Below are 25,046 nucleotides of genomic sequence, written 5' to 3'. Positions count from 1 at the left end.
CGAACACACATGATGGAAACAAGCCGGTGACCTCGTCATGCCGAACTTCAGCCGCGCGGCTGGTCGTATGGGTTATCCGATCAGCAGCGCCGCCAGCACGTTGACGGTTGCGTTGATATCCCAGACCCGGCCGCTATAGGCATCCGCCGTGACGAGCCCGGCGACAAACAGCAGTCGCGCCAGTTTCCGCCTTTGCAGATCCTTGCGACGCTGCTCCGGAACGGGCACCAGCATGTCGTCGGCATAGAACGACGAGTTGATCTGCGACACCCGCACCAGGTAGTTGCGAAAGCGCGAATAGACCCGCATGTCGACGGCGCCGGGATCATTCCAGAAGGAATCCAGAGACCCCTGGTAAGTCAGGCCGGGCTTGGCGTAGAAGCAGCGGCCGAGCGCAATGACGGGGACACGGTGAAACAAGGCCTGCAAACCGGTGGTGGAGTTCACCGTCACCAACCCCATGCATCGGTGCAGCAGCGATGGCAGGTGGGCATCGTGAATATAGAGGATGCGGCCGCTGGCACCGAAGCGTGCGGCGCATGCCTCAATAAAGGCTGCGTAGTCGGTATGACCGCGATCCATCGGATGGTGCTTGAACACCAGCACGCTGTCGGCCGGCGCATGCTCGGCAAATGAATGCGCGGTCCACTCGATGAAATCCTCGATCCGGCGCCAGGGGCTATGCACCCGAATCTGGCTGTCGTTGTACACCTGAAGCGGAGCCAGGAAAAAGTGTGGATGCTCGTTCGCCAGCAACTGCTCGCGCAGCGACCGCTCCTGCCAGCGATATACCTGCTTGCGGTATGCCGCCCGTATCCATTGCCCCAGTTCGTGCGCGCCGAACGGCTTGTGATGCTGGTAATGCGGATAGCGGTGCGCACCGGCCATGCCGCCGGCAAAGTACCAGAACGAGTACAGCGCCATCTTGCGGAACGAATGGCGGAACTTGCGTGGCTTCGGCGGCACCGTGACCTTCGGAATCTCCGGGATCGCAAGAGGGGCAAGCGGGGAATCCGCATTCACGCCGCCGCACTCCAGCGTGATGTAATCCGGGCGAACATAGCCCTCTTCGAACGCCCAGAAAGCAATGCCCAGAGCCTCGGCCATCCGCGCGGCAATGCGGTGGTGGCGGCGACTGGTGCCGAATACCACGATGGCGTCGATACGGCGCTCCGCAATCAGGCTACGGAGGACTGATTCCCACAGCACCATCGGCTGCACGAACCTGACAATGTCACCGCGGCGATAGAAGGCATCGTCGCCGCCGTTAAAGTTGACTTTGGTGACTTGGCAGCCCTTGGCCGTGAGCAGGTCGCGCAGGCGTGCGAAGAACGGGCCGTTCGGTCCTTGCAGCAGCAGGATGCGGTGATGCCTGGCGATCTGGTCCAGGCATGCCGGCTCCGTCGCGACAGGCACGGTGACGTCCTGCGGCGTGGCGCTTCCGCTCCCCGGCAATAGACTGGGGAGGTCGATGCTTCCGGATGGTTTCCTGAACGACAACATTTCCGCGACCCTCTTGCTGCTCTTGTATTCCGTTGTGATTCTGTCTTTGTCCTGCAGCGGCTTATTGCTCTGGCGCAGGTACCCGTCGATGCGCCGTGCAATGCTGTGGATGCGCCAGGCCGGCAGTGTCGGCTCCTCGGGGCCTGCGACTGTCTCGTCCGGCGGCGCCGTCACGCCAGCGGATCCATGGCCGCAGCAGCGACCGGATCAAATGGCGGCGGAGTCCCGAGGCACGGGCCGGCGCCTCATCGCGCCACGACAAGATGTGATCCACCACAATTTCCGGCGTCGCAAATCCATGCTTGCCATCGCGCAAGACATAGCGCGGATAGAGGATCAGCGCACCCGCAACGAGCATGTCGAGTGAAACACGACGTTGCCGGCGCGGCATTTCGCAGCGGTCATCCGTGAGGCCCCAGCCGGCATAGAACGGCGCGCCGTGAGTCGTGACCGGTTTGCCACGCAGCAGGGCCTCGAACCCGGCAAGTGAAGTCAGGACATGGATGCCATCGACAGCGGCGATAAGCCGGTCCATCGGGCAGTCCGTCACCAGTTCGTCGCACAGCGCGGCGAGCGCCTTCTCCTCATCGCGATTGCCGCGCAAACCGCTCATAACATCGGGATGGGGCTTATAGACCAGATACGCGTCAGGTGCCTCGGCGCGCACCGCCTCAAGCAGCGCGCGGTTGGTGCGGATGCCAGGTGCGCCGAAACGCAGCGACGCATCCGCCTCTACCTGGCCGACTACCAGAATCACGCACCCAACACCGGCAGGCCGGGTCCAGTTTCCCGACCCGACGTTGTACTTGGTGAGCCCGGCATGGATGATGGATTTGCGCAGTTGCGCTGCGCGCGAAAGGGTAGCGACGTCGAATTCGGCATCCGCCAACAGTCGCTCCAGGTCGGACTCGGAGGTCGCGTCGTAATAGATGCCGGAACGATCAAACACCCACGACAGCGGACGGACCAGTTGCGCGCCCAGGCCGACGGAACGCAAGAAGCCATCCTCCACCGTGATCACTGCCAGATCGGGTCGCACCGTTGCGTCGACACTCTGGCCCCAGCGCAGCAGCGTCGCGCCTTGCGGTACAGACCGCAGATCGCGATGGAAGACTACCTGGTGACCTTGCAGGAAGTCCTTCAGGATTTTCCGCTTCCAGCGCGAAAAACCGACTGCATGCAGACGCCGCGGAAACTGCTGAGCCATCTGGCGCTGCAGCGCAAGGTAATCGATGGCGTCTTCCACCTCGCAACGGCTTCCGGTATGAGGCTGGACATAGCGCGTGTATCGGACCAGCGTGCCAAATGCCAGTTGCTCTACGGAAACGGGATGCCGCCTGCCCGGGGCCGGCAATGCATCAATCGTCAGGCCCCAGCCAGCATAGAACGGCATGCCGAATGTATGAACCGTCTTGCCGTGCAGGAGCGCCTCGAAGCCAACCTGGGAGGTAACCACGAAGACGGCGCGCGCGCCACAGATCAACGGCACTACGTGGACGTCCTCCTGAAGCCGCTCGACGCGCGGATAGCCGCCATGGTCGAGGATCTGCCCGAGATAACCGCGCTTACGTCCGAGCGCGACCTCAGGGTGCTCCTTGACCAGGATCCTGCAATCCGGATATGCCTGCAACGCAGACTCGAGCATGCGGTGGAAACTGCCTCCGTCGGCCAGGCCATACTGCACCGAGGCATCGTTCGCAGTCTGGTCAACCACCAGCACGTATGGCTGGGCCGGCAGCGATGCCGGCGCCGGCGCATAGTTGTACTTGGAGATGCCCGCGCCGCGCCAGCGTTCGATCAGTTGCCGGGCCCTTGCCTGCTCGGATGGCAGCAACGGCGCGGAAACCAGCTCTTCCAGCCGGGAAGGCTGTGACGCGTCGTAATAGATGCCGCGATCATCGACTACAAGCGAGCAAGTCGGGGACGACGAGCCGGGATACAGCGAGCGCAGGAAGCCATCTTCGAGACACAGGAAGCGCTCGATGCCACGGGAATTCGCGAACGCCTGGGCCTTGCGGGCGGTAGGCCGCCGCCCCCATGCGGCAACGGCAGAGAGCGGTACCGCTGCACCTCGCAACGGATGCACGGGGACCACCGGCTCGCCCAGGAAGGCGGACAGGTGTTCAATTCGGCGAATGCCGTGGGAAAGAACGCCGATCGCGCCCTCAGACGGCAGGCTCATCACTTCCCAGATCGTGGATTTGCAGGATGCCGACAACCCGATCCGATTCATCCTTCACCACCAGTGCACCGATCCTGGCGGCATGGATCCGCGCTTCCGCATCGGCGAAGCGTTCACCCGGCGATACGGTCTTCGGATCCGTGGACATGATGTGCCTGGCCATGATCGCCTTGTAGTCGCGGTCCGAGTCGAACGCGCGGCGCACGTCGCCATCCGTGATAACGCCCTGCAGTTGCTCGCCTTCCATCACCAGCGCCATGCCGAGGCGGCCGCGGTTGATCACATGCACTACATCGCGGAACGATGCGTCCGGGCGACAAACCGGCAGGTTCTCCTTGTGCATGACATCCGTCACGCGGGTCAGCAGTTTCCGGCCCAGGCTTCCGCCCGGGTGGAATCGCGCGAAATCCTCGGGCTGGAAACCTCGCTTGACAGACAGGACCACAGCGAGCGCATCGCCCATTACCAGCGTGGCGGTGGTGGAACTGGTCGGTGCCAGGTTGTTATTGCAGGCTTCGCGTTCGACCGAGATGTCCAGCACCACATCCGCGTGCCGCGCCAGCGTCGAATGTACCTTTCCGGTCATCGCGATGACCGGATTCTGTTGGTGCTCGAGAAACGGCAGGATGCGGATCAGTTCTTCCGTTTCTCCGCTGTTCGAGATCATCAGCACGACATCAATCGGCTTGATCATGCCGAGATCGCCATGAAAGGCTTCGCCCGGATGCACGGAAAACGCCGGTGTACCGGTCGACGCCATGGTTGCGGCGATTTTCTTGCCGATCAGCCCGGACTTGCCCATGCCGACCACCACCACGCGGCCACGCGCATTCAGGATGATCTCGACCGCCTTTTCAAATCCGGCATCGATCCGGCCCGACATGCGGTCAAGCGCCTGGATCTCGGTGGCAACGACGTTGCGTGCCAATGCAATGACTTCAGTCATCGTTCTCTCACATTCCCTAATTGCTATACGTGCCGGTCATTGCCCACCGATGACCCCGACCTCTTATTCGATATGAAGCGGCGCGAACGACTTCACCAGGTCGTCCACTGCCTTTACCTGTGTCAGAAATGGCTCGAGCTTGTCCAGCGGCAAGGCACTCGGTCCATCGCACATGGCATTGGCAGGGTCCGGATGCGCTTCGAGGAAGAGGCCGGCCAGACCGACCGCCATGCCCGAGCGCGCAAGTTCTACGACTTGCTGGCGTCTGCCACCCGACGCAGCGCCATTAGGATCGCGCTGCTGCAAAGCATGCGTGACGTCGAAAATGATCGGCATGTCGTTGGTGACACGCTTCATCACGCCGAAACCGAGCATGTCGACGACGAGGTTGTCGTAGCCAAAGCAGGTTCCGCGATCGCAAAGGATCAGCTGATCGTTGCCCGCCTCTTTGAACTTTTCGACGATGTTGACGACCTGCGTCGGGCTCAGGAATTGAGGCTTCTTGATGTTGACGGGCTTGCCGGTTTTCGCCAAAGCGACAACGAGGTCGGTTTGACGGGCGAGGAATGCGGGTAGTTGGAGGACGTCGACGACCTCGGCTGCCGGTGCGGCTTGCCACGGCTCGTGGATATCCGTGATGACCGGCACACCGAAGGCCGTTTTTACAGCTTCGAAAATCTTCAGCCCTTCTTCAAGGCCGGGGCCTCGATAAGAGTGAATCGATGAGCGATTCGCTTTATCGAAGCTTGCTTTAAAGACATAAGGCACATTTAGCTTTTCTGTAACGCGCACATACTCTTCGCATGCACGAAGCGCTAGATCACGCGACTCCAACACATTTACACCCCCGAAGAGCACAAACGGAAGTGTATTTCCAATGTGAAATTTAGCAATCAATTTCTTAACCCAGCAATGGCCGTTGCCAATTGATACCGGACCTCAATTTTCTGGCGGGCGCCCCACCAATAACAAGACCTGACTCATGAAATTTATCGGTTACAACCGACCTTATTGATACAACGCTGTCGCGACCTACATGAGCGCCTTTCAAAATTGTCGCATGTGCCCCAACCCAAACATGGTCTTCGATCACAATATCCGCAGCGCAATTAATTCGCTCACCACTTGCCACATCAATGATCGCATGCGAATCAGTTGTCCTTACCTCAAGATTCCACGCCAACATACAATCGTTACCGATCGCTATAGCGGTTCCCTCACCGCAAATAAAATTACACCCGCCAATTGTCGTACCCGCACCAATAGTAATGGAATTATTATCCACCAACTTCATTATTATGGAGGCGGTTATTCGGCAACCAGACCCAATCTCCACAATATTACCATTACTCAGCAATTGCATCCGAACATTAACGAGGGATACACCTTGGCCGACGATAATCTTGTTATTATTGCCGGCGACTACAATTTCGCTATTTAAACAACGCCCAGCACCAGATAAATCAACAACATTATCGGCACCAGAATCCTTTAAATTTACCCCCTCAATCACACCCCACCCCCAACTATTTAACGACTACACTATTTCCAATCGCCCTGAATACGGCATGCCTTGAATCACGAAGGAACATAATAGGATTATTCATCAGCTTCCTCGCCTTTCTTCGCCACGATGGCATCGCCTTTGCAGGCGGATGTTTCGGCAGAGCAACTGTCTGCTTCGCCGGCTCCGCACGCGCTGAGGCAGATTTCGGTTGTGCCTCCTTGATTATCTTTACCGCTGCCGACGCCTTTTCAATTGCCAAGACCTGAGCTGAAGAAGCCCGATATCGATCAAATAGGACTGAGTCAGACGAAACCTCAACGGATTCCCGAAGGTGTCTGGTCATTTCGGGCCGCCCCGGGAAGCGAATCTTATAAAAATCAATAGCCGTTGTAGCGGTCATAAACGACCCATCATGCCACTTCACCCTTCTTGTCTTAAATTTACCAAAGGAGTAGAAATCGTTAATCAAGTAGCTAAGGAATCGCAGCGATTTTTCGAAATCTGGCTTAAAACAATTCAGGGCATTAACGACATCATCTTCGTTCAACACCTCACGCGTGAGGCCAGGGGCACTATAAAATGCATGACCACAATGGAGGACCGGTTTGCCGAACGCAAGTCCAAGCACTCCAACCCCGGAATTTACTGCGATCATTGCATCACACAATTCCAAAAGATCTTTAGTGTTGCATTNATCGACACTAATTGCCCCGGGAATGTTGACGACATCTACCTCCAGCGGATGCTGCTTCACAAGCAATACCCAGTCTTGCCGAAGCGCGAAAGGAAGCCTGGCGAGCAAACGAAGAAAATCATCATAAGTTCCCATCGAACCCATGAAGTTTTCAATAACTGTGTCTGTTGGACGTTGCAAGAAGGCTACCAGAATCTTCTTGCCGCGACCGATACCCAATTTTTTGCGCAGGGAAGCTGCACCAAGTCTCGCCGATTGAGCTTCAAGTGATTCATCGTCGCTTACAGCGCGCTGTATATACTGTAGCGTTGCAGTTCGTTTTTCATGCGAAAGCTCCCTATCCCATTTCTCAGGTGAGTAGCTCGAACTATCCGCATTAAACCCGCAAGGATCGAAAAATACTGAGTCGGGCAAAGCCCCCCTCTCTACAACCAAGAAGGGGAAGTTGTTTACGCGAACAAGGTCATAAAGGGCTTTAACCCTGGAATTTGCATAAGGATTATGAAACACGACGCGGTCAAATCTCGACTCCTTGAGAAAATTCATGAATGTCTCAGAAGGCAGATAGTCCTCGTCAATATGAACAATCTCACCGAGAAATGGTGCAATCCAGCGATTGGTTACCCATGGATTGTTCCTGAGAACGAGGGACTTCCCACTCCCATACATCGGCAGCGGATCCGGCTCGATTTCTTTGTCCCGAAAATCTGCAAGCTTCTTCTCGAATAATTGGCGATTTCTAGCCTTGGCTGCCATGTAGTCGCTCTTCTGCTCGACCGGATGCCAAGCATGAAAAAGGACCATCCCTTTCTGGAAGGTCATGTCGCCGAAGAGTCTGTAAATGCTCTTCCAACCCTTGTATTCGACAATAGTCTGGAAATTTCGATAGTCCAGCGCAAATTCGCTGGGCAGTGGAAACTTCTTTCTCCGCCTAATCGCCCGGCATGCGTATTCCAGATCTTCATAGCCCCAACCATTGAAGTCCGGATCATTGCCACCGGTAGCGAGGAAGTAGTCTCGTCGCCAGACTGTAACTGAAGTACCCGTGGAGAACTTTTCGATTGCCTCTTTTTCGTTTTCCAACAGCAACTGAATGTACTTCTGCCGACGAAATTCCGGTTCCATGTCGCGAAAATCCCGCGTCGCTGATTCAGTCAGATAAATCACGCCGAACATGAGAAAATTGTCGGCAGATTCATCAAGGCCATTAATAACAGCCTCGCGCAATACATCGCGATAGAAGCCGGTGTATGGCATGAGATCCGCATCTTGGAACATGATGTAGTCGGATAAGCCACACTGAGCCGACGCATTTCTCGCGCGTCCAATCGAAAAGGGCAAATGCTCTGTTTTTAAACGGTGGTAGCTGTAGCCATGTTTTCTACATTCTACTTCCAGCCGCTGAGCAAGATCCTCGGGGGACCCATCGTCAACCACCAGAATTTCGACGTCTTCCGGAAGATCTCCGTCCATCTTGACGAATGTCAGACGATCAAGGAGATCTGAACGCTCGCTCGCCCAGCGGACAGGTATCGCAACGGTGAGTTTCTTTTCCTTAGTATTCACTTTTATAGCCCCAGTACGACCTTCGCACTAATCGCAATCTGATAAAGAATTTGAAACACATCCTTAGCAAACTGCCGCGTCTTGAAATCAACTTTCGGCAACACCATAATCTCGTCGCCCGCCTTCACCGCATCATCCTTCTTGCCATCCGAGAAACTCCCGTCCCGATGTGCAATGATGATTCGCGATGTATCCGCGTTCTGCGAAAAACCGCCCGCCTGCTGAATAAAGTCGTCCAGATCCAGACTCTTGTCATAGGCAACGGCATTGGGGAACAGCACTTCCCCGCTGACAAGCACCAGCCCGTCCTTGACCGGCACACGGAGGATGTCGCCGTTTTCCAGCAGCAGATCATTGCGGGCGGTCGATTTCGCTATCAGCGTCTGCCCCGAGGGCTCGATCTTCTTGGCGCGTTCCACCCACTGCAGCACCAGTGCCGCTTCTTCCTTGCGCAGCTGGGCCTCTTCAGCCGTACCGGAACGTGCGGTCAGCACGCTCGATTCGAGGCTCTTAAGCGTGGCGCCCAGCAGCGTCTTCTGGCGCGCCTTCACGCTTTGGCGGAAGAGCTGGATGCTTTCGCTATCGGACTCCTGTGTGAAATGCACCTGGCTGAGCAGCTGACCCATGCGGCTGCCATACGGCAGCACGTATTCCTGCGGGCCGGTGTGTTCGCCTTCGACGCGGACGGTGATGGTGCCGGGCCGCTTGTCGGCGGTGAATTCGATTTCGTCGCCGTTGCGCAGGTCGATCTGGTTGCCCTGCGAGATCGGGAAATATTCGACATTGCGCACCGTGCCGGTATTGCGTACCACGCGAACGTTGGTGGCTTCGGGCAGCGGTTTGGCCAGCCGCACGATCTGGTCAAGCCGGGCTTGTTCGCCTAGGAATTCGAAGCGCTTGGCGTTTTCAGCCAGGCCGCTGACCTTGACGGTCTTCTTGCGCGACTGGACGAAAATGACGTCGCCGTTGTTCAACTGCCGCGAAGTCAGGTCGCCCTTGAGCAGGAAGTCATAGAGATTGACGACTTCCAGCGTCTGGTTGCCGCGCTTGATCGCAACGTCCAGGAAGGAGCCGCGGTCAGGGTCGATGCCGCCGGCCTGGTCGAGATAGCGCAGCACGCTGTCGCTGGAGGTGCCGTCGTACATGCCGGGGCGGCGGACCGCGCCGGTAACGTAGACGCGCACCGGCTGCGCGGCCAGCAGGCTGGCGTAGATCGACACCTTGCTGGCAAAGACGCGCCGCAGTGCATTGCCGACGGCGGTCTGCAGATTGCCGTTGGTGATGCCTTGCACGCGGAACGGCCCGATTTCCGGCAAAACAATGTTGCCGCCGGCGTCAACGGTCAGCACGGTATCGACGTTGTATCCGTTCCAGATGCGCAGCTGGATGCGATCACCGACGGAGATGACATGGCTGGGATTAAACACGGAAGCACTGTCGCGGCTGAAGGCGCCGGTGAACAGCTGCGCGCCAAAGGCGTCGCTGGCCATGTTGGCGGTGTAGTCGTTGTTCTGCGGCGCGCTGTCCGGCAGCGGGGTGTCGGCACGTGCCGGGATGGTGGCAACGCCGCCGATCGAGCCGGGATTGCCGACAACTGCGCCACTGGGCGTGGTAGCGCCCTGGGCGGCCAGCGCGGCATATTCCATCGGGCCGACGGCCGGCGACTGCGGCAGGCGCATGCCGCCCTGGGCATGCGCGCCGTGGGCGCCGGCCAGGCTGGCCGCGGCGACCGCGATAGCAAGGATTGTTCGAAGCATGGATCAGTCTCGGTGGTCGCGGATGATGGCGCTGAGCAGTTGCACGACGCCTGCCAGCATCAGCGTCATCAGGACGAACACCACGATGTTGTAGATTCGCCGGGGCTGGAGCGGATACTCCGGCCGGGTCGGGCTTTGCACGACCGCTACGTTCTTGAGTTTTCGCGTGGCCTCGATGCGCGCCTTCTCCAGCGCGCCGATCGCGGTCTTGTAGATGTCGAAGGCAAACTCGGCGGCAGCCTGCAGGCGGTCGTGTTCTTCCACCACCCGGTTCAGCCCGCGCCCCTTGGTCGAGACCATGCGCCCGCGCTGCTCCGCCATCTGGCGCTCGACTGCGGCGATCTGCGCGTCGATCTGCTGGATCGCCGGCGACTGCGGTGTGAAGACATCCTTGAGCGAATTGCGCTTGACGTGCAGTTCGGCCAGCGTGGCCTCTGCGTTGGCGACGACGGTGGACAGGCTTTCCACCTCGCCGCGCGGCGACACCAGGCCGTTGGCGTTCTGGTAGGCCACCAGCGCCTGGCGGGCGGCCTTCAGCCGTTCGCCCTGGTCGTGTACCTGTTTCTCGATATAGACCACCTGTTCGCTGGCGATGCGATGGGTCATTTCGTTCATGAAGCGTTCGCCGTCGGCGACCAGCTCCTGCGCGATGGCGTGCGCCATCTCCGAGGTGTAGCCCTGCACCCGGATCACGAGCACGCGCGCGAAGTCGTCGTATTCGACGCTGACGCGTTTCAGGTAGTAGTCATGGAAACGCTCCAGCGAAGCATCCTCGAACCACAAGCGCGACAGCGGATCCCGGCCGCTGTCGGCGTAGTGCTTGCGCAGCCCCAGCTTCGCGTCGAGCTTTTTGAGCATGTCGGCCGACAGCAGGTACTCGCGCAGCAGCAGCAAGTCCTGAGGGGCCGTATTTCCGACCAGCAACGACGTGAAATCCGCCGCGCTTGCACCCACACCGTCGCTGCGCTCCACCACCACGCGCGCTTCGGACACATACAGGTCGGACGCGATCACGCTCCAGTACACAACGGCAAGCAGGCACGCGGCCACGGCCACTTGCCAGATCCGGTTCAGGGCGTTTACTCGTGTCAGGCGCCCGATCTGCCCCGTGGCGCCCGACGTAATCGTCTTCATCATGCTGGAATGCTGTCCCTGTACGCGTGCAGGGCCTCTTCAACGGAATCGAACCAGTGCGCCTGGCCCTGATGCAGCCAGACTGCCGACTGGCAGAAATTTTTGAGGGTGGATTCGCTGTGCGAGACCATTACCAGCCCTGCACGGCCGGCGAGGTCTTCGAAGGCTTTCTGCGACTTGCGCTTGAACGCTGCGTCGCCGACGGCCGTCAGTTCATCCACCAGGTAAGTATCGAAATCGAAGGCGAGCGACATGGCGAATGCCAGCCGCGAGCGCATGCCCGACGAATAGGTCTTGACCGGATCGTCGAAGGCGTCGTGCAGCTCCGAGAACTCGCGTACAAACTCGAGCTTCTCGGCCAGCGCGCCGTGGATGCCATGAATGCGGCAGACAAACTTGGTGTTCTGGCGCCCGCTCAGCGAGCCCTGGAATCCGCCGCTCAGGCCCAGCGGCCACGACACCCGGCAGTTGCGGACGATGCTGCCGCGGTTGGGCTGGTCGATTCCGCCCACCAGCCGCAGCAGGGTCGACTTGCCCGCGCCATTCGCGCCGATCAGCGCCACCCGGCTCTTCTGCGGAATCCGGAGCGTCACGCCCTGCAGCACCCACTTCGAGCCGTGGATGGTGCGGTAGCGCTTGTGGACATCGGTGATCTCGATCATTGCGCGGTCAGCCGGGTTGCGTACCGCATATGCATGGCCAGGCCAAGGAACACCGTGGCCAGCGCGCAGAAAGCCAGATAGCCCAGGCTGATATGCGCTTCGCCGTGGTAGGCGGCAAACCAGCCGCTGCGCATGGCTTCGAGGCCGTGTGTGATCGGGTTGACCAGCACCACCTCGCGCATACTGCGCGGCAGACTCGATACCGAATACATGACCGCAGAAAGAAAGTAGAGCGGCGTGAAGACAATGCGGATGACTTTACCCAGCCCCGGCAGAAGCGTCTCGATGACTGAGAACATCAGGCCCAGGCCCAAACCGAACGCCCACAGTAGGAACGCCGCCCATAGGACGAGCAGCGGATCGGCAGGCCGCACGTCAATGCCGAGTAGCGCAAGGGCGGCGAGCAGTACGGCGCCGACGATGACATACAGGAAGGCCTCGACCGTGGCGCGTACCAGCACCGTGTCAACCGGTTGGACCTGGCGGTACGCGAACAGGGCTTGGTTAGCGTTGATGGCTTCCATTCCACGTTGAGCAATGTTCCGTACGAGGAAGAAGCCCCAGACGCCAACGAAGACAAACATTTCAATGTTTGCGTCTTGCCGGACCTGATGCCGGATGACCCCGAACACCACCATCAGGAAAATAATGTGGGCGGCCGGCTCGATCAGGATCCAGATCCAGGCCGCGCGCGCCCCCGCAAGGCGAGCGCTGGCCTCGCGCAGGAACAGCGCGCGCCATACGGAAACTGCGATGGAGACGTCCGACCGGACTGAGGTCCGGCTCATTGCAGGCGATTGCGACTTTCTGCGATCTGTACGCAAAAGCGGGCCCGGCCGCCCACGGCACCCGATTGGCACCGACAGCCACCTTGGACCGCCCCCGCCATGCCCGCGTCAGGGACTTCCGTCGCCCTGTAGCTGGCCCGGTGCTCGTACAGGCCTGCCACCAAGCTCCCTGCTGCCGCGCATTCAACGCTTTCCCGAACTGCTGCGCTCATTATTCGCTTCTGTTTTTTGCTGACCCTGACCACTTTTCTGTGGCCGCTTACTTTTTGCAGGCCGCAATAGTAAGCGTCCGGGACGCAGCGCGCAACATCCGGTAACAAAATTCAATTTCTCCCCCAGTAGGGGGATGACGTCACTCAAAAGGCGTTTTTGTGGCTTTCGGTCAACCTGAAGCTAGCTGCTACGAGCAGTATTCCGCACCCACAAACCGGCTTGGCAGAAGGGTTCCAGCAACAATGTAACCAAACGTAGATAAAGACTTCTTAATCGGCCAACGCAATGATTTGCGTTTAATCAACCACCTTTCAAAATCACCTTTTTTAATGTCATTTACAAAATACATTGATTGCCGAAGAAGATAATCGTTAAGCCAAAAGGCTTACGCCCGAACTAATCGCCGTCAAATATCTGGAAATTTCCTGGCGCTGTTTTATTTCTATAGAAACTAGGTATATATATCGTTTCTACTGCAATATACGAGGGAAGTTCCAGGAGAGCGGCAAGGCATACACAGCAAACAACGGCAGCAACACCGTTGGTCGCGCCAGGCGCAGCATCCCGTCTGCAATAGTTGCCACCTCGATCGCGATTGTTCACGGCCAAAGAAACCAATCCAATTACAATGGGATTTACATCGAGATCTCGGCCCGCGACACAGAGGCAATCAGGTTGTGATGGCAGGTCGGTGTCTACCTCGGCGATCGGCGACGCGTTGCGGACTGCCAACGCTTGGCCAAACAAGTGGTCATGTATGTCAATTGCGGGGCCAGAACGACCGCGCTGTTCAGACCATGCGGTACCAGTAGCACTGCCCTTCCCCAACCTCCCGCACCGCCTCCCCCCGCGCCAGCAGGTAGTTCAAATGCGCAACGCTCTCCCCCGTCGCCATCCCCAGCAGCCCACCACTCCCCGTAATCGGCCGCGAGAACAATTCCCCAAACACATCCACCGCCCGCCTGGGTTCGGCCAGCGCGCCGCGCAGCCGGTCCAGCGCCTGCATCTGGCTGGCGCGCAGATAGTCGATCCGTGCATGCAGACCGCGGAACGGTTCGTTGTGCGCCGGCAGCACCAGCACGTCGTCCGGCACGGCGGCGCGGACCTTGTCGAGCGAGGCCAGCCAGTCGGCCATCGGGTCGGCGTCGGGTTCGGTAGGGAACACGGATACGTTGGACGAGATGCGCGGCAGTACCTGGTCGCCCGATACCAGCAGCTTCAGCGCCGGGCAGTACAGGCAGGCATGTTCGGGCGAGTGGCCGGTGCCGACGATGACTTGCCAGTCGTGCGCGCCGATGCGCACGGTATCGCCGTCGGACAGCCGGCGGAAGCTTTCGGGCAAGGCATGCACGTATTTGCCGAAGCCGCCGAAGCGGGTGCGGTACACCTCGATCGCCTCGTCATCCCAGCCGGCCTTGCGATAGAACGCGATGGCATCGTCAGGTGCGGCGCGCCCGGTGTCTGCGGCGAGCACGCGGCACGTCAGGTATTCCAGCCGCGTCATCCATAGCTGGCAGTCGAACTTGCCGGTCAGCCAGCCCGCCATGCCGATGTGGTCGGGATGCATATGGGTGACGAACAGGCGGGTCAGCCCGCCGTCCAGCGCGCCGCCCCCGGCAAACAGCGCGCGCCAGGCCTGCGCGGTCTCCGGGGTCTGCAGGCCGGCATCGACGGCAGCCCAGCCATTGCCGTCGCGGATGGCCCACAGGTTGATATGGTTCAGCCCGAGCGGCATCGGCATGCGCAGCCACAGTACGCCGGGGGCGACTTCGCGGGCGCGGCCGGGTTCGGGGGCGTCCCCGCAGGGGTAGTCGAGTTCGGGCTTTTCGAGGGAGATGGGGGCAGCTGCGAGCGCGATGTCGGGGGATTGGGCGGTCATCGGTGTCTGGGCCGGTGGGCCGGCCATGCTGTGCGCCGTGGATGCGGGCAGCGATGCCCCGGCCCGGTTGCGTTTGGATAGCTGACACCTTAGCCCAGATGCGCGTTTCCTGCCACGCGCGCCCTGCCCTGCTCGTTCCGCCGCTTGCGATGCGGCGCGCTATCGTGCCGCTGGCGGCAGCACCTTGCCGGGATTGAGCAGGTTGAGCGGATCCAGCGCCTGCTTCACTTGCCACATCAGTTCCAGCTCCACCTGAGACTTGTAGCGCGTCAGATCGTCGCGCTTGGCCACGCCGATGCCATGCTCGGCGGAGATCGAGCCGTTTTCCGCGTGGGCCATGCCGTCAACCAGCGCGGAGACCGGTTCATACCATTGCGCCAGGAAGTCCCGCGCGGGCTGGTCCTTGGGGCGCAGCGGGTTGAAGTGGACGTTGCCGTCGCCCATATGGCCGTAGATCACCATGCGGGCATCGGGCACCAGTTCCAGCACCCTGGCCGATGCTTCTTCCACAAACGCCGCGATGCGCGACAGCGGCACCGAGACATCGCACTTGATGCTGCCACCGGTGCGGGTCTGCGCGTCGGAAATCTCTTCGCGGATGCGCCAGAAGGTCTGCGCGTCGGAGAGGCTGGCGGCCACCGCGGCATCCAGCACCAGGCCCTGGCTGAAGCCCGATTCGAGGATCTCCATCAGCGTGGCGTTGAGGCTTTCGGCATCGGTGCCGGAGGTCAGCTCGACCAGGACCATCCAGTCGTGCCGGTCCTGCAACGGCGAGGCGACGTTGCCGAGGTATTCCAGCACCAGGTCCAGCGCCGGCCGGGAGACCAGTTCGAACGCCGTCACGGCCTGGCCGGACAGGCGCTTAGCCTCACCGAGCAAGGTCATGGCAGCGGCGGGGTCCGGCACCGCGACGAAGGCCACGGCACTGCTGCGCGGCTGGGGCATCAGCTTGAGCACGGCACCGGTAATGATGCCGAGCGTGCCTTCCGCACCGACGAACAGCTGCTTCAGGTCGTAGCCGGTGTTGTCCTTGCGCAGGCCGCGCAGCGACGAATAGATGCGGCCATCGGGCAGTACCACCTCGAGGCCCAGCACCAGGTCGCGCATATTGCCGTAGCGCAGCACCGCGGTGCCGCCGGCATTGGTCGACAGGTTGCCGCCGATCTGGCACGAGCCTTCCGAGCCGATGCGAAGCGGAAACAGCCGCTGCTCCGCCTCGGCGGCGCTGCGGGCGGCGCTCAGCGTGACGCCGGCCTGCACGGTCATGGTGTCGTTGACCTGGTCCAGTGCCAGCACGCGGTTCATGCGGCTCAGGTTGACGACCACGGCAGTGCCGCTGTCATCCGGCACGGCGCCGCCCATCAGCGAGGTATTGCCGCCCTGCGGCACCACCGGCACGCGCTGCGCATGGCACCACTGCAGCACGCGGCTGACTTCTTCCGTCGACGATGGCAACACCACCACCTGCGCCTGGCCGCGATAGATGCCGCGGTAGTCGGTGACGTAGGCCTGCGTGTCGGTGTCGCCGCTGCGGCAGGCGTGGGCGCCGACAATGGCCTGCATCGCGCGCAAGGTGGTGTCTGGGGTCGGTAGCTCGACGGTCATGGGACTGAGGCGAAGATAAGTCTGGTCAGTATGCGGCGGAAGGCTTGCCGGCCGTGGCGTCTGCCTGCGGCTCACGGAACGAAGCGGCAAGCTTGCGTGCGGCATTGGCATACAGCATCACGTCCACGCCCGTGGCGACGAAGGTGCAGCCGAGGTCGAGGTAGCGGCGCGCGAGCGCGGGATCCGACGTCAGCGTGCCGGCGGCCTTGCCGCTGGCGATGATGGTGCGCATGGCGCCTTCGATGGCGGCCTGCACGTCGGGATGGCCGGGGCGGCCGCGGTAGCCCATCGAGGCGGCCAGGTCGGCCGGGCCGATGAAGACGCCGTCGACGCCGTCCACCGCGCAGATCGCTTCCAGGTTCCGCAGCGCGGTGACGGTTTCGGCCTGCACCAGCAGGCAGATTTCGTCGTCGGCCACGTCGAGGTAATCGGTGCGCGCGCTCCACTGCGATGCGCGCGCAATGGCGCTGCCCACGCCGCGGATGCCATGCGGCGGGTAGCGCGTGGCGCTGACCAGCGCGCGCGCCTGCTCGGCGGTATCCACCATCGGCACCAGCAGGCTGCGCGCGCCGATATCGAGCAGTTGCTTGATCAGCGGCACTTCGCCGGCCACGGCGCGCACCACGGGCTGGACCGGATACGGCGCCACGGCCTGCAGCGCGTGCAGCGTCGAGCGCAGGTCGTTGGGCGCGTGCTCGCCGTCGATCAGCAGCCAGTCGAAGCCGGCGGTGGCCGAGACTTCGGCCAGGTACGGCGTCGCCATCGACAGCCACAGGCCGATCTGCGCCTCGCGCGCGGCCAGTGCGGTCTTGAAGGGATTGTTTGCGGGCATGGGGATTTCCTGATGCGAAGAGGAAGCGCCGGGCGCTTCAGGCTAGCTGGCCCTGGCAAAGGTACTTGGTATGCATGTAGTCGTCCAGCCCGTGGCGCGAGCCCTCGCGCCCGTATCCGGATTCCTTGACGCCGCCGAACGGCGCTGCCTCGGCCGCGATCGCGCCTTCGTTGATGCCGACCATGCCGGTCTCCAGCGCCTGCGCCACGCGCCAGATGCGGCGGATGTCGCTGGAGTAGAAATACGCGGCCAGGCCAAACGGGGTGTCGTTGGCGTCGCGGATCACCTCGGCTTCGTCGCGGAAGCGGAAGATCGGCGCGACCGGGCCGAAGGTCTCTTCGCACGACAGTTCCATCGCCGGCGTGGCATCGACCAGCACCGTTGGCGCGTAGTAGTGCGGACCGTCGGCGGCGCGCACGCGCTTGCCGCCGGTCAATACGCGCGCACCCCTGGCGACCGCGTCCTCGACATGGCGCGCAATCTTGTCGACGGCGCGCGCATTGATCATCGGGCCGATCTGTGCGGCGTCCTCGGTGGCCGGGCCGACATGGAGCGCGCCGACGCGCTGCGCCAGGCGCTCGACGAAGGCGTCGTGCACGGTCTCATGCACATAGACTCGGTTCGGGCACACGCAGGTCTGCCCGCCGTTGCGGAACTTGGATGCCATCAGGCCATCGACCGCTGCATCGAGGTCGGCGTCGTCGAAGACGATGAACGGCGCGTTGCCGCCCAGTTCCAGCGACAGTTTCTTCAGCGTCGCCGCGGATTCGCGCGCCAGGTGCTTGCCGACCGGCGTGGAGCCGGTGAACGTGACCTTGCGCACGCGGCTGTCGGCAAGCCAGGCATCGACCACGCCGGGCGTGTGCTCGCGCGATGCCGTGACGATGTTGACGACGCCCGCTGGCATGCCGGCCTGCTGCGCCAGCCACGCCAGCGCCAGCGCGGTCAGGGGCGTGTCTTCGGCGGGCTTGGCCACCACCGTGCAGCCGGCGGCCAGCGCGGGCGCGATCTTGCGGGCGATCATCGCCAGCGGGAAGTTCCACGGCGTAATTGCCGCGACTACGCCCACTGGTTCCTTCAGCACCAGCAGTTTGCGTCCAGGCACGGCTTCGGCGACGATGTCGCCGCAGATGCGCGTGGCTTCCTCGGCAAACCACTCCACGTACGACGCGCCGTACTGCACCTCGCCGCGCGCTTCCTTCAGCGGCTTGCCCTGTTCTGTCGAGATGATGCGCGCCAGGTCTTCCTGGTGGTCAAGGATCAACGCAAGCCAGCGCTTGAGCAATTGGGCGCGTTCGCGCGCGGGGCGGCGGCTCCAGGCCGGGAAAGCCGCGGCCGCGGCGTCGACGGCAAGGCTGGCGTCGCCGGCATCGCTGTCAGCAACGTTGGCGAAGGCCTCGGCGGTGGCCGGATCGGTCACGGCAAAGCGCGCACCCAGGCCGGCATCGCGCCACAGGCCGTCAATCAGGTTCTGGCTGCGCAGCAGCGCGGGCTCGGATAGCTTCAGCATCGATGTCTGTGAGAAGAGATGGGTGGAGCGCGCTCAGCTGACGATGCCGAGGTGCCACGGCACGAACTCGTTGTCGCCGAGGCCGAGCAATTCGCTCTTGGTCGGTTCGCCCGAAGCCGCGCGCAGGATATGGTCGAAGATCCGCTGGCCCATCTGCGGCACGCTCAGCTCGCCGTCGAGCACCAGGCCGCAGTTGATGTCCATGTCTTCTTCGAGCCGGTGGTACATCGCGGAATTCGAGGCCAGCTTGATCGTCGGCGCCGGCTTGGAGCCGAACATCGAGCCACGCCCGGTGGTAAAGCAGATCAGGTTGGCACCGCTGGCGATCTGGCCGGTCACGGCCACCGGGTCATAACCAGGCGAGTCCATGAACACAAAGCCGGCCTGGTCGATCGGCTCGGCGTACTCGTACACCGCCTGCAGTGGCGTGGTGCCGCCCTTCATGGCCGAGCCCAGCGATTTCTCGAAGATATTGGCGAGGCCGCCTTGCTGGTTGCCGTGGCCGACCACGCCGTTGAACTGCGCGTTGTGGCCGGCGGTGTACCGCTCCCACCAGGCGAGGCGGTCCAGCAACTTCTGCCCCACTTCCGGCGTGACCGCGCGGCGGGTCAGCATGAACTCCACGCCATGGATCTCCGGGGTCTCGGACAGGATTGCGGTGCCGCCATGGCGCACCAGGATATCCATCGCCGCGCCCAGCGCCGGGTTGGCGCTGATCCCGGAAAAACCGTCGGAGCCACCGCACTCCAAGCCGATCTTTAGATGGCTGGCCGGCACCGGCTGGCGCACCGCGGCGTTGGCCGCCGGCAGCATCGATTCGATCGCGCGGATTCCCGCCGCGATGGTGGCGCGCGTGCCGCCGGTATCCTGCATCACCAGCGTGTGCATCGCGGGCCCCGGCTCCAGGCCTTGCGACTCCACCAGCGACGCGACCTGGTTGCGCTCGCAGCCCAGCCCCACGATCAGCACGCCTGCGAGGTTGGGATGGCGCGCATAGCCGGCCAGCGTGCGGCGCAGCACGTCGAAATGCTCGCTGGGCGACGACATGCCGCAGCCGCTGGTCTGCGCAAAGGCGACCACGCCATCGACATTCGGATACTCGGCCAGCCGCCGCGGCGTGAAATGCGCCGCAATCTGGCGGATCACGGTGGACGAGCAATTGACCGACGACAGGATGCCGATGAAGTTGCGCGTGCCCACGCGCCCATCCGCGCGCACAAAGCCGTTGAAGCTGGCGCGCTGCGCCTCCGGCACATAGTCCACCGGACGCACGTCCTGGCAGAAGGCCGGATCGCGATAGAAATCGACCAGCGTCAGGTTATGCGCATGCACGTGGTCGCCCGGCGCGATATCGCGCGCGGCCACGCCGATGACGGTGTCGAACTTGCGCACCGGCGTGCCGGCCGCGATGGCGCAGGCCGCGATCTTGTGGCCGGCCGGCACCTGCGCGCGCACACGCATGGCGGGATCGGCCAGCTGCTGGCCCAGGCCGAGGTCGCTGCGCGCGACCAGCACGTTGTCGTTGGGGTGCAGCCGGATGACGGGATTGGCGTTCACTGGGTCTTGGGCTTGTCGGGCCATCAGCTTTGCTGCAGCAGTTCTTTCAGCTTGAGGCGCTGGATCAGCTGGGTTTCCTGTTCATAGACGCTGGCGACGTACTTCTTGTAGTCGGGTCCGTCCAGGTACATCACGGGCGCGTCCAGCCGCGCCGCGACCTGCCTGAACTCGTTGCTGGCAACCGCGGCGCGGAAGGCATCGCGCAGCTTCTTTTCCACGGCGGGCGGCAGGCCCTTGGGCGCACCGATGCCGTTGGGCGCTTCCACCACCACGTTGTAGCCCAGCTCCTTGAGCGTGGGCGTGTCCTTGAAGCGGGTCGCGCGCTGTTCGCCCCACGTTGCCAGCAGGCGCAGCTTGCCGGCTTCGACGTGCGGCGCCCATGAGCTGGAATCGGCCAGCAGTTCCACCTGCCCGGCCAGCACGTCCTGCAGCGCTGCGGCGCCGCCCTTGTAGGCGATGGCATTGAACTGGATGCCCGCGGCCAGCGCGAACTGTTCCATGCCGACATGGGTGGCGCCGCCGATGCCGGCGTGCGCATAGGTGACCTTGCCCGGACTGGCCTTGGCGGCGGCCACCACATCCTGCAGCGTCTTGTAGCGCGAGTTGGCCGGCACCGCGATGCCGAAGGTCTGTCCCGAGGTGCGCGCCAGGTAGGTCAGCTCGGTGCGCGGGTCCAGCTGCAGCATGCCCAGTTGGGCGAAGCGCGTCACCGAGATCGGGATCTGGCCGATGGTGTAGCCGTCGGGATTGGCGCGCGCCAGCGCCTTGGTGCCGATCATGCCGGACGCGCCGGCGCGGTTCTCCACCACGATCGACTGCTTGAGGATGCCGCCGGCTACCTGGCACAGCGCGCGCATCGACTGGTCGGCGGTGCCGCCAACGGGCCACGGGCAGATAAAGGTGATGGGACGCTCGGGGTACTGGTCGGCCAACGCGCGTGTGGCCGGCAACAGCACGCCGGCGGCACCCGCGGCGGCTCCGATGAGCAGGCGACGGCGCTTGGCATCGATGGAGAATGCTTGAGTCATTTGCGGGTGTCTCCGATGTTTTGATTATCGGCGCGGCCGGCGCTGCCAGCCTCGTCATGCCCGCATTCTGTCGGCGCGGGCCATAACAATCCAATCGCTAATTGGCATTGCTTCATAACCTTATGGTTAGCTAGACTGCGGGCATGGTACAGATCGACCGCGCGCTGCGCTCCAATATCAAGCTGCGCCACCTGCAACTGCTGGTGGCGCTCGACGAGTTCCGCCATCTCGGGCGCACCGCGGAGTTCTTGTCGGTCAGCCAGCCGGCGGTGTCCAAGGTGCTGACCGAGGTCGAGAAGATGCTGGGGCTGACGCTGTTCACGCGCTCTACCCGCGGCACCGAGCCCACTCCCGCGGGCGAGTCGCTGGTGCGCTTTGCGCGCTCGGTGCTGGCGCAATACGAACAGACCCGCGACGAGATCGCGGCGGTGCAGAGCGGCGCTTCCGGGCGCATCCGCGTGGGCTCGATGGGTGCGGCCCTGCCGGTGCTGCTGGCGCAGGCCGTGGGCACGCTCAAGCAGCGCCACGCGCACGCCACCGTGCTGGTCGAGGAAGGCGACCTGACCCACCTGCTGCCCAAGCTGCGCCTGCGCGAGCTCGACCTGATCGTGGGCCGGCTGGAGCCCGGCTATGCCGCGCCGGACCTGCTGACCGAAGCGCTTTATGACGAGCCGATGGTGGTCGTGGTGCGGCGCGGCCACAAGCTGGCGCGCAAGGCCCGGCCCGGCTGGGCCGACCTCGCCGCGATGCCGTGCGTGCTGCCGCCGCCGTGGGCCTCGCTGCGGGTAAAGATCGAGCAAGCCTTCTTCCGCCACGGCCTGCATCCGCCGCAGGACGTGATCGAGACCTCCTCGTACCTGGCCCAGGCCACCTTCATCGACCAGCGCGGGGCCGCCGCCTTCATGGCCGCATCGGTTGCCATGGCGATGCAGCAGGAAGGCCGGCTGCAGGTACTGAAGATGGAGGTGCCGGTCGACCTGCCACCGGTGGGCATCATCACGCTGCGCGAACGCGCGCCGTCGATCGGCACCGACCAGCTGGTGACGTGCCTGCGGCAGGCGGCCGCGGCGCAGCCCTAAACCGCGCCGCGCGCCACCAGCACCGGCACCGAAGTCACCAGCAACGCCACCCCGGACACCGTCAGCAGCGACAGCACGATCTTGCGGAAGGTGGCCTCGCTGATGCCCAGGTAAAGCCGCGTGCCCAGCAGCGTGGGCACCAGCATCGCCGGCGCCACCACCAGGAACATCGGCAGCATCTCGCGCGTGACGATGCCCTTGCCGACATAGGCGGCCATGGTCATGGCCAGCGTGGCGAGGTTGAAGTTCTGGATCACGGCCCGCTGCTCGTCCTTGTCGAAGCCGCGCAGCGTGCACCACAGCGTGGGAATCACGCCGGTAAAGCCGCCGATGCCGCCCATCACACCGCCGGCGGCGCCGGCCACGCCATCGGCCACGCGCCCGCCCACGCCGATATGCGGCAGCCGGCGCGCCATCAGCATCACCGGGCACCACAGCGTCAGGAAGGCGCCCAGCACCGCCTTGAACCACTGCGCGTCGAGCAGCGGCAGCACCGCTACGCCCAGCGGGATGCCGGCCACGCCGCCGGCGACGAATGGCCACAAGCGCCGCCACGACAGGCCGCGACGCACCGACGCGGCCGCCAGCAACTGGCCGGTGAGCGCGCCGAACACCGTCATCGCCGCGGCCAGCCGCGGTTCGATCGCCCAGGCCCAGAACGACATCGCCACCATGCCGAAGGCGAATCCGGACAGCCCCTGGACGAAGCCGGCCACGGCGGCGCCGGCAATGACGATCAGCAAGGTGGAATCGAAGGACACGAGGGGGCGCAGGACGCTGACGAGACAGGGCGCATAACTATGCACTTCCCCGCCCTCCTTGTCAGCCTTCAGCGCTGCTGCGACGCCGCAATCTGATACGGTGTTTTTGCGCAGACTTGATTCTGTTCCGCGACGCGATGCTTCGCTACGATCGTGCTCATTGGCACTGGCCTGCGCGGTGGAATGACGGTCGCGCGCGCCCGGAGGTGCGGCGATATGTCGCCCGGTTGCACCCGGGCATGACGCTGCCCTTTGCGGCCCGCGCGGCGTACACTACGCTTACCGCACGCGCCTACGCCCCCGCGCCCCCGGCGCGCTCCTGCCCACGTGTCGAACTGCCAAGGACTCTTCAAGGCAGTCCGCACCCGTCCAAGGCATGCGCCAGGCCAGCGCCACGGAGAACACACATGTTTGGTTTGACCGCGCTCGACCTCGCCCGCATCCAGTTTGGCTTCACCATTTCCTTCCACATCGTCTTTCCCGCCATCACCATCGGCCTGGCCGCCTACCTGGCGGTGCTGGAAGGCTGCTGGCTGCGCACGCAGCGGCCGCTGTACCGCGACCTCTACCACTTCTGGTCCAAGATCTTCGCCGTCAACTTCGGCATGGGGGTGGTTTCCGGCCTGGTGATGGCCTACCAGTTCGGCACCAACTGGAGCTTCTTCTCCGAGTTTGCGGGCAGCATCACCGGGCCGCTGCTGACTTATGAGGTGCTGACCGCCTTCTTCCTGGAAGCGGGCTTCCTCGGCGTGATGCTGTTCGGCTGGAACCGGGTCGGCCCGGGGCTGCATTTCTTCTCCACGGTGATGGTGGCGCTGGGCACGCTGATCTCGGCGACGTGGATCCTGGCCTCGAACAGCTGGATGCAGACGCCGGCGGGCTTCGAGATCCTCGACGGCCGCGTGGTGCCCACCGACTGGTTCGCCGTCATCTTCAATCCGTCGTTCCCGTACCGCCTGGTGCATATGAGCGTGGCAGCCTTCCTTGCCACGGCGCTGTTTGTCGGCGCGTCCGCGGCCTGGCACCTGCTGCGCGGGCGCGACAATCCCGCCATCCGCAAGATGCTGTCGATGGCGATGTGGATGCTGCTGATCGTGGCGCCGATCCAGGCGGTAATCGGCGACTTCCACGGCCTCAATACGCTCAAGCACCAGCCCGCCAAGATTGCCGCGCTGGAAGGGCATTGGGAAAACAAGGGCAACGAGGCCCTGCCGCTGCTGCTGTTCGGCTGGCCCGACATGGAGCGTGAAGAAACCCGCTTCGCGGTCGAAGTGCCGCACCTGGGCAGCCTGATCCTGACCCACAGCTGGGACGGGCAGATCCAGGGCCTGAAGGAGTTTCCGCCGGAGGACCGGCCCAATGCGACGATCCTGTTCTGGTCGTTCCGGGTGATGGTGGGACTGGGGCTGCTGATGATCCTGCTGGGCGTGTGGAGCCTGGTATTGCGGCGCCGGGACCGTATCTATCGCGTCCGCCCGTTCCTGCATATGGCGCTGTGGATGGGACCGGCCGGCGTGATCGCCATCCTGGCCGGCTGGTACACCACCGAGATCGGCCGTCAGCCGTGGGTGGTGTACGGGCTGCAGCGCACCGCCGACGCGGTGTCGCCGCACGGCGTGCCGGAACTGGCGACGACGCTGGCGATCTTCGTGGTTGCGTATTGCTTCGTGTTCGGCGTCGGCATCGCCTACATGATGCGGCTGGTGCGCAAGGGCCCGCTGCTGGAAGAGCCCAAGCCGCATGGCGGCCCGGGCCGCGAGCATACGCCGGCGCGGCCCCTGTCGGCCGTGGACGACGATGAAGTGCTCGCCCCCACCCCAACCGCACGCACCCGGAGCTGACA

Annotated in this window: 19 protein-coding genes; 2 read left to right on the top strand and 17 right to left on the bottom strand. The window is 62.9% G+C overall.

Annotated elements, in window-relative coordinates; genetic code table 11:
- Window positions 1-72 precede the first annotated feature (72 nt).
- From A3AG_RS0122520 to A3AG_RS0122450, 16 genes are all read right to left on the bottom strand, one after another.
- Entirely contained in the window at window positions 73-1,677 is a 1,605-nt protein-coding gene (locus A3AG_RS0122520) for a capsule biosynthesis protein (protein WP_240619934.1), read from the bottom strand.
- On the bottom strand, window positions 1,565-3,685 hold the full coding sequence (locus A3AG_RS0122515; RefSeq protein ID WP_018007602.1) for a capsular polysaccharide biosynthesis protein: 2,121 nt from the start codon (window positions 3,683-3,685) through the stop codon (window positions 1,565-1,567). Before A3AG_RS0122515 ends, A3AG_RS0122520 begins: the two co-directional genes overlap by 113 nt.
- The gene (locus A3AG_RS0122510) at window positions 3,669-4,631 is read right to left on the bottom strand and encodes a KpsF/GutQ family sugar-phosphate isomerase (protein WP_018007601.1); all 963 of its coding nucleotides are present in this window, start codon (window positions 4,629-4,631) and stop codon (window positions 3,669-3,671) included. The genes A3AG_RS0122515 and A3AG_RS0122510 overlap by 17 nt, the downstream gene beginning before the upstream one ends.
- Window positions 4,632-4,694: 63 nt before the next feature.
- The gene (gene kdsA / locus A3AG_RS0122505) at window positions 4,695-5,528 is read right to left on the bottom strand and encodes a 3-deoxy-8-phosphooctulonate synthase (RefSeq protein ID WP_081610769.1); all 834 of its coding nucleotides are present in this window, start codon (window positions 5,526-5,528) and stop codon (window positions 4,695-4,697) included.
- A 4-nt stretch (window positions 5,529-5,532) separates the two neighbouring features.
- Entirely contained in the window at window positions 5,533-6,144 is a 612-nt protein-coding gene (locus A3AG_RS33595) for an acyltransferase (protein ID WP_240619933.1), read from the bottom strand.
- Window positions 6,145-6,157: 13 nt separating this feature from the next.
- Entirely contained in the window at window positions 6,158-8,398 is a 2,241-nt protein-coding gene (locus A3AG_RS33590; RefSeq protein ID WP_081610768.1) for a capsular polysaccharide export protein, LipB/KpsS family, read from the bottom strand.
- Window positions 8,399-8,400: 2 nt separating this feature from the next.
- Window positions 8,401-10,155, bottom strand: a complete 1,755-nt coding sequence (locus tag A3AG_RS0122495) for a polysaccharide biosynthesis/export family protein (RefSeq protein WP_018007598.1) — start codon at window positions 10,153-10,155, stop codon at window positions 8,401-8,403.
- Between the two features lie 3 nt (window positions 10,156-10,158).
- Complete coding sequence (locus tag A3AG_RS0122490; RefSeq protein WP_018007597.1) at window positions 10,159-11,292, bottom strand: KpsE/RkpR family capsule polysaccharide export protein; 1,134 nt, start codon at window positions 11,290-11,292, stop codon at window positions 10,159-10,161.
- The gene (locus A3AG_RS0122485; RefSeq protein WP_018007596.1) at window positions 11,289-11,951 is read right to left on the bottom strand and encodes an ABC transporter ATP-binding protein; all 663 of its coding nucleotides are present in this window, start codon (window positions 11,949-11,951) and stop codon (window positions 11,289-11,291) included. Before A3AG_RS0122485 ends, A3AG_RS0122490 begins: the two co-directional genes overlap by 4 nt.
- On the bottom strand, window positions 11,948-12,739 hold the full coding sequence (locus A3AG_RS0122480; RefSeq protein WP_018007595.1) for an ABC transporter permease: 792 nt from the start codon (window positions 12,737-12,739) through the stop codon (window positions 11,948-11,950). The genes A3AG_RS0122485 and A3AG_RS0122480 overlap by 4 nt, the downstream gene beginning before the upstream one ends.
- 1,003 nt (window positions 12,740-13,742) lie before the next feature.
- Window positions 13,743-14,831 carry an MBL fold metallo-hydrolase gene (locus A3AG_RS0122475; protein WP_018007594.1) on the bottom strand — a complete coding sequence of 363 codons (1,089 nt, stop codon included), beginning with the start codon at window positions 14,829-14,831 and terminating at the stop codon, window positions 13,743-13,745.
- A gap of 159 nt (window positions 14,832-14,990) precedes the next feature.
- A complete protein-coding gene (locus A3AG_RS0122470; RefSeq protein WP_018007593.1) occupies window positions 14,991-16,436 on the bottom strand; it encodes an FAD-binding oxidoreductase in 1,446 nt (481 codons plus the stop codon).
- 25 nt (window positions 16,437-16,461) lie between these two features.
- Complete coding sequence (hpaI, locus tag A3AG_RS0122465) at window positions 16,462-17,268, bottom strand: 4-hydroxy-2-oxoheptanedioate aldolase (RefSeq protein ID WP_018007592.1); 807 nt, start codon at window positions 17,266-17,268, stop codon at window positions 16,462-16,464.
- A gap of 37 nt (window positions 17,269-17,305) precedes the next feature.
- Window positions 17,306-18,778 (bottom strand): NAD-dependent succinate-semialdehyde dehydrogenase, encoded by a 1,473-nt coding sequence (locus A3AG_RS0122460; RefSeq protein WP_018007591.1) that lies wholly within the window; start codon window positions 18,776-18,778, stop codon window positions 17,306-17,308.
- 33 nt (window positions 18,779-18,811) lie between these two features.
- Window positions 18,812-20,335, bottom strand: a complete 1,524-nt coding sequence (locus A3AG_RS0122455; protein ID WP_018007590.1) for a UxaA family hydrolase — start codon at window positions 20,333-20,335, stop codon at window positions 18,812-18,814.
- A 23-nt stretch (window positions 20,336-20,358) separates the two neighbouring features.
- Window positions 20,359-21,363 (bottom strand): tripartite tricarboxylate transporter substrate binding protein, encoded by a 1,005-nt coding sequence (locus A3AG_RS0122450; RefSeq protein ID WP_018007589.1) that lies wholly within the window; start codon window positions 21,361-21,363, stop codon window positions 20,359-20,361.
- A 143-nt stretch (window positions 21,364-21,506) separates the two neighbouring features.
- On the opposite strand from A3AG_RS0122450, the gene A3AG_RS0122445 reads away from it, so the two are divergent.
- Entirely contained in the window at window positions 21,507-22,442 is a 936-nt protein-coding gene (locus A3AG_RS0122445) for a LysR substrate-binding domain-containing protein (RefSeq protein WP_026164402.1), read from the top strand.
- Here the strand turns inward: A3AG_RS0122445 and A3AG_RS0122440 are convergent.
- A complete protein-coding gene (locus A3AG_RS0122440; protein ID WP_018007588.1) occupies window positions 22,439-23,203 on the bottom strand; it encodes a sulfite exporter TauE/SafE family protein in 765 nt (254 codons plus the stop codon). The two genes, A3AG_RS0122445 and A3AG_RS0122440, sit on opposite strands and share 4 nt — an antisense overlap.
- 407 nt (window positions 23,204-23,610) lie before the next feature.
- On the opposite strand from A3AG_RS0122440, the gene A3AG_RS0122435 reads away from it, so the two are divergent.
- Entirely contained in the window at window positions 23,611-25,044 is a 1,434-nt protein-coding gene (locus A3AG_RS0122435) for a cytochrome ubiquinol oxidase subunit I (RefSeq protein WP_026164401.1), read from the top strand.
- Window positions 25,045-25,046: the final 2 nt, after the last annotated feature.

It is taken from the genome of Cupriavidus neocaledonicus (assembly GCF_000372525.1).
Classification (GTDB): Bacteria; Pseudomonadota; Gammaproteobacteria; order Burkholderiales; family Burkholderiaceae; genus Cupriavidus; species Cupriavidus neocaledonicus.
Note: the sequence above shows the minus strand (reverse complement) of the source record. Positions and strands in the feature narration are given on the sequence as shown.

Coding starts and splice junctions, on each gene's coding strand:
- A3AG_RS0122490 (WP_018007597.1), bottom strand. CDS start 11,292: ATGATGAAGACGATTACGTCGGGCGCCACGGGGCAGATCGGGCGCCTG.
- A3AG_RS0122435 (WP_026164401.1), top strand. CDS start 23,611: ATGTTTGGTTTGACCGCGCTCGACCTCGCCCGCATCCAGTTTGGCTTC.
- A3AG_RS0122485 (WP_018007596.1), bottom strand. CDS start 11,951: ATGATCGAGATCACCGATGTCCACAAGCGCTACCGCACCATCCACGGC.
- A3AG_RS0122475 (WP_018007594.1), bottom strand. CDS start 14,831: ATGACCGCCCAATCCCCCGACATCGCGCTCGCAGCTGCCCCCATCTCC.
- hpaI (WP_018007592.1), bottom strand. CDS start 17,268: ATGCCCGCAAACAATCCCTTCAAGACCGCACTGGCCGCGCGCGAGGCG.
- A3AG_RS0122445 (WP_026164402.1), top strand. CDS start 21,507: ATGGTACAGATCGACCGCGCGCTGCGCTCCAATATCAAGCTGCGCCAC.
- A3AG_RS0122450 (WP_018007589.1), bottom strand. CDS start 21,363: ATGACTCAAGCATTCTCCATCGATGCCAAGCGCCGTCGCCTGCTCATC.
- A3AG_RS0122495 (WP_018007598.1), bottom strand. CDS start 10,155: ATGCTTCGAACAATCCTTGCTATCGCGGTCGCCGCGGCCAGCCTGGCC.
- A3AG_RS0122470 (WP_018007593.1), bottom strand. CDS start 16,436: ATGACCGTCGAGCTACCGACCCCAGACACCACCTTGCGCGCGATGCAG.
- A3AG_RS0122480 (WP_018007595.1), bottom strand. CDS start 12,739: ATGAGCCGGACCTCAGTCCGGTCGGACGTCTCCATCGCAGTTTCCGTA.
- A3AG_RS0122460 (WP_018007591.1), bottom strand. CDS start 18,778: ATGCTGAAGCTATCCGAGCCCGCGCTGCTGCGCAGCCAGAACCTGATT.
- A3AG_RS0122515 (WP_018007602.1), bottom strand. CDS start 3,685: ATGAGCCTGCCGTCTGAGGGCGCGATCGGCGTTCTTTCCCACGGCATT.
- A3AG_RS0122510 (WP_018007601.1), bottom strand. CDS start 4,631: ATGACTGAAGTCATTGCATTGGCACGCAACGTCGTTGCCACCGAGATC.